The sequence below is a fragment of the uncultured Virgibacillus sp. genome, from assembly GCF_947495635.1.
GTDB classification, from domain to species: domain Bacteria; phylum Bacillota; class Bacilli; order Bacillales; family Amphibacillaceae; genus Virgibacillus; species Virgibacillus salarius.
This window is the reverse complement of sequence record NZ_CANMAB010000176.1, coordinates 1-3,822: the sequence shown is the minus strand read 5'-3', so window position 1 is coordinate 3,822 and position 3,822 is coordinate 1. Positions and strand designations below refer to the sequence as shown.

2 protein-coding genes are annotated in these 3,822 nt (G+C 32.3%); one reads left to right on the top strand and one right to left on the bottom strand.

Going from position 1 to position 3,822, the window contains the following annotated elements; all coding sequences use genetic code 11:
• Positions 1–257: 257 nt before the first annotated feature.
• Complete coding sequence (locus tag Q1A47_RS20200; RefSeq protein ID WP_166531046.1) at positions 258–1,460, bottom strand: hypothetical protein; 1,203 nt, start codon at positions 1,458–1,460, stop codon at positions 258–260.
• Positions 1,461–2,376: 916 nt separating this feature from the next.
• Here Q1A47_RS20200 and Q1A47_RS20195 point away from each other — a divergent pair.
• Positions 2,377–3,345 carry a hypothetical protein gene (locus tag Q1A47_RS20195; RefSeq protein WP_299632735.1) on the top strand — a complete coding sequence of 323 codons (969 nt, stop codon included), beginning with the start codon at positions 2,377–2,379 and terminating at the stop codon, positions 3,343–3,345.
• The last annotated feature ends 477 nt before the right edge of the window (positions 3,346–3,822 follow it).

Genomic DNA, 3,822 nt, shown 5'->3' with positions numbered 1-3,822 from the left:
TTTTACTGGTATATTTGGGTAAATAAGTGTTTCTTCTAATCTAGCGGAAACTGTCTACTTTAGTTTAGCAGTCACAATAAAGTTATAAACGTACTATACAACTGAATATTGCGGACAGAATGAGCCATCTGTGTGGAGTTTTGAGCTTCCACTTGGGGAGGATTGAGCCAGTAAGTGCGGAGTCGAGAGCCAATAGTAGTAATGAATAAACAGCTATTAGAAACGTAGAAGCCTCCAATAGCTGCTGTGTATCTTATTTAAAGCGTTTCCCGTCTAGTCTTTATATTTAATAACATTTCTTTGTCTTCTTCTCTTAATAGATCATCTTGGTATTTATTTGAATCCTGAATCCATTTTGCTTTTTTCATGGCCCACTCATATTCATCTGTTGTTTCATCTAATTCAGCGGAAATGTATTCCTTTATTAATTTCGAATAAAAATAGTTCATCGAATTATTCAGCAAAACTTGGGTTTTACTATATTCCTTTTCTCTCTGCTCCCTGAGTAATTCCCTCTCTTGTTCTTCTTTCAGCTTTTTCTCTTCTGCTATGATATGATTCCTTTCTTTTTCATTAATGATTTCTGGAAGTGAAAATATATATAAAAATACTCTTCTTAGTAAGTCTTCAGGTGTTGTAGTCTTAGTTTGTTTTATTAATTTTTCATATCTACCCCATTTGTACCAATAAACTTTGTAACCTACTTCAACGTTTATTTTCCCGGTTGTTTCATATTCAAATGTATGATAAGTTGAATAATTTTTATCGTCTGGAGAAAGCATTATCTTTTTACAAGGTAGTTTAAAATTCAATGTAAAAGTACATTTTTTATACAATACTTCTGTTTCATCAAACTTACTAACAATCTTTGCTCCTGCCTTTTCAAGCGCTTTAAATAAACTATCTATAAAAGGTAAAATTTCTGGAATGATTTCACCAGAAGCTGAATTAATTCTTAATTTATCTTCTCTATATGATTGAGTTTTTTTGCGGTATTTCACTATTTCCCTATGGGGTTTACTAGATAAATTTTTATTAACCTTTAACGTGTTATAAATATCAGTTAAATTTTCCTGATCGGATTCTAAGTATGAAAAATAAGTCGTTTTATCCTTTTCTTCTTTCTTTATAGATGAAGCGATATTTTTTCCAATAGAGGTACTATTGGATTTTTTGTCATTTACAGCTGTTATAATTTTTTTAGGTGTTACTGCATTTTGTTTTTTAGCTATTCCAAGAGCAATCATTCGTTTATCATTTGGATTTGGTAGTGATGGTTGGACTGGCTTCTTATTCCCCATATGTAAACTACTCCAATAAGATGCTGTAGGTAGTGGAATATCATTACTAGTACAAGCATTTTTCAATTTATTATAAGGAACATTTAGTTCTTTAGCTGTTTTAGTAATTCCTATACTCCACAGTTTTTCGTATAAATCATTCCTAGAGATTGATAGCATTCTTTTTTCCCTCTCTTCATCCTTTACTTCATTTTATATTCACAGGAAAATTCAGTCAATTTAAAACAAAAATAAGCCCATGCCTGTATTGACATGAGATCGAAAAGTTTTATTTCATATATCTATAAGCTTTTCAAATCCTGATTTAAATTCAACAGTTAAATTTTTTCATGAACTGTTATTTTTCAATAAGTCTTCTTACGAGTTGATCATCAAACTCCTTCAGTTGATGTTTTTGTCCTTTTAAAAATATTGTCATTTCTTCCATCTGTTGGCGCACTACTTCATGTTCAGCATACTACACTAACAATAAGCAGCAAGTAGCACACACCTTCTAGCAATCTAAAGCTCATGAGAAAAATGATTTGGGTTATTCTCTTCCGTTATCTCTGGCTCTCAAGACCGCAAATGGTGGCTCATTTTATCCGCAATCACTGGATCAAAACTCCACACCCGTGGCTCAATTCATCCGCGATATTCAACAACTTTTGTTAACTAATGGAGGTGGTAATTTTTATGTCTGAATTATAACCATCTAAAAGGGATAAAATTTGATATTTTTTGAAAAATTATTTGAAGGCTGTATAGTTGTTGGCTGTGTAATGAAATCGTATGTAACATAAGGAAGAGACAGTTAAACAAGAAACTTTGCAGTATTAACTATCGCATGCCACTTATTATATTGAAGAAGAATAAATGATGTTACTGGTTTGAATTAGACATTGACAACTAAATTAATACTCCAATCGCAATTGGAATTAAGTAAGCGATTATTAGAAGAGCTTTTTGCAATCCAATATGAACTAATCATAATACAAAAAATTCTTGTTTTTAGTCTTTTTCTCAAACAAAATGTAAATTATGGTATAATTTTAATAATAAAAAATAGTTATGAAGGTTGTGATCTCATATGGATATGGACATGCCTCTTACCCAGGACCATTGCTTTTTATGTGGCGAGGAACTAACAGAAAACACAGACGAACACATCTTTCCCAAATGGCTACTACACAAATTTAATCTATGGAATAAAACTATTACCTTATTAAATGGGACACTAATTCCCTATCGAATGCTAAAAATTCCTTGCTGCAATACATGTAACAATGAACATCTATCTCAACTGGAAATTGACATATCGAAAGCCGTAGATGGCGGTTATGATTCATTTATTCAGTTGGATCAAGACAAAATATTCTATTGGGCTGCTAAAATTCTTTACGGTTTGTTCTTTAAGGAATTATCCCTAAATGTTGATCAAAGGAATCCAACTGCTGGGACCATTATGAGTCCTGAAGCGATGAAAAAATTCCAAACGTTGCATATGTTACTGCAGGGCATTCGTTTCCCTACTGAATACATCTCGGTCAAACCTTATTCCATTTTCATCTTTAAAATATATGAATATGAGGAAGATGATTGGCAGGAATCCAACTTTGATTACTTTGACAGTCTCATTCAAACCGTTTATGGCATGAAAATGAACGATATTGGATTTATTCTATGTATCGAGGATTCTGGTGTTCAGGCTGAATTTGGCAAAGATTATTTTAATAAATATATGGATAAAACCCTTCATCCTGTTCAGTTAAAGGAACTTTACGCTAAAATTAACTACAAGGAATATTTAGCCAAATACTCTCCTCGATATATGACTATTCAAAATGACCATGAACGCATTGTCCAAGTCATCGAACCTTCTGGATATTTATTTGATGATTGGTCTCAGGAATTCTATGCACATGCTCTAGCGCATATTTGGAGTTCGTATCCTCATCTAGGGCTTGAAGATATCTATTTTCCACCTAATCGTGTTATGAGTTACTTAACTAATGAAGATGGATCTTTTAAGCAACTACCGAAGCATATCTTTGCAAAAAAATAAAAACAGAGTTTTCTTAATATAATGGGTACCGATTTGAGGTAACACACAGTACTATTCATGTAAATTCACAATCGAATTACATGCGTTATTTCTTTGGTATTAAGCATTTATGACATTAAATTCTTATTTATTTACAGGAATATACTTTGTTATCTATCTGAAAAACTTAATAAACGAAGTTTACCATAGGTCGCATCCGATGAGAACAGCCTGCTTTTATAAGTACTTTCTGAAATGTCATATAGTTGACGATTAAATAGGAATAAAGATATAATGGTGGTACCTCAAGAATGCGAATGTACGTTTGTATTGTTGCGTTGCTATACTGAATTCTCTTCTCACTTAACTTCTTGATGATCCACACCAAAGTAAAAACTTTCCAGAATATAAAAAATATAAATTAGGAGCATTCCTGTAAGGGAGAAATTTGAGGGGATATCGAAGCAGAGTCCGGATGCATAAAAAAAGCCCTCTTGG

Excerpts from the sequence above, each read along its gene's own strand:
- Q1A47_RS20200 (WP_166531046.1), bottom strand. The coding sequence starts at position 1,460 with ATGCTATCAATCTCTAGGAATGATTTATACGAAAAACTGTGGAGTATA.
- Q1A47_RS20195 (WP_299632735.1), top strand. The coding sequence starts at position 2,377 with ATGGACATGCCTCTTACCCAGGACCATTGCTTTTTATGTGGCGAGGAA.